This is a genomic window from Colwellia sp. TT2012 (genome assembly GCF_001440345.1).
Classification (GTDB): domain Bacteria; phylum Pseudomonadota; class Gammaproteobacteria; order Enterobacterales; family Alteromonadaceae; genus Colwellia.
The window spans coordinates 1-956 of record NZ_LJYX01000084.1; the positions used below are offsets into that span (position 1 = coordinate 1).

At 52.5% G+C, this 956-nt stretch carries 1 protein-coding gene; it reads right to left on the reverse strand.

What is annotated here, in order from left to right; all coding sequences use genetic code 11:
- A partial coding sequence (locus tag ASU03_RS18810) for a nucleoid-associated protein (protein WP_057833271.1) occupies positions 1-956 on the reverse strand: 956 nt, incomplete at both ends.

Here is a 956-nt window from a genome sequence, read left to right on the forward strand (position 1 = left end):
ACCCTCATCATAATAAACGTCTGCGGCCGGATCCTTACCTAACGCTCCACGCTCGAATTGCAACGACCAGTTAGCCGCGTCCCCCTTGATACGGGTCTTCTCTTTCAGCGATTTCGCATTGACCGTAAAGTCGTCTGGCACCTTATGTTTCTCGCTATTCAAATAGTCTTTCAGCCCAACAATTTCATCCACTAAGTCAGCGGGTACGTGTGCGACAGCGACGTGGCAGATAGCGTCCAAGCGCGCAGATTTGCCTGCGGCCAACTGCTCCTCCAGATACTTGATCACCGCCTCTTTGGCCTTGTAACCAAAGCCTTTTAACGTTTTGTTGTCGCGAAAAAACCGTGCAACGTTATCAATGGCATTTTTGGTAGCGCGTCCGGAAGCTACTCCTTTCGCGCATCCCAGTGCAGAGATGAAATAATCGGATGCCTGACTATCACGGCCCCGGCTGATGAAGCACAGGTAGGTTGAATCCACTTCATCCTCCGCGTCATCTTCATTCTGCTCAGGCGCAGCAGCGGCCGCAGCAGCCATAGCCTTTATGGCCACGAAACTCGCTAAATTGATCCTGGCGGCCTGCTGAACCTTGTTGAGATCGACCTCTTGAATTTCCTTGGGCACATAGTTCTCGTCCAGCTGTATACCGCCGCGTTCCTTCATGCTGGCGACCAGGAAAAAGTCGGTTGCACCTGCGGTGTACTGAGCGCAAAGGATGTGTCCACCGGTCGATAAGACTTGATTACCGGCTTGCTCCACCAACTGGTCCATTGCCAAGTGGGTCAAGTCGATAAATCGCGCTTCATCATCTTGTACTTCTACGAACGCGGTGAAGCGCTCTGGAAACGGTCCCTGACGGTCATCATTGGCAAACTGGCCGTAGACCACGCTGTTGCCTTCTTTGCCGATGAGGCCGTGGATACCATTGACCAGAAAATGCAACGCGGGATTTTCAG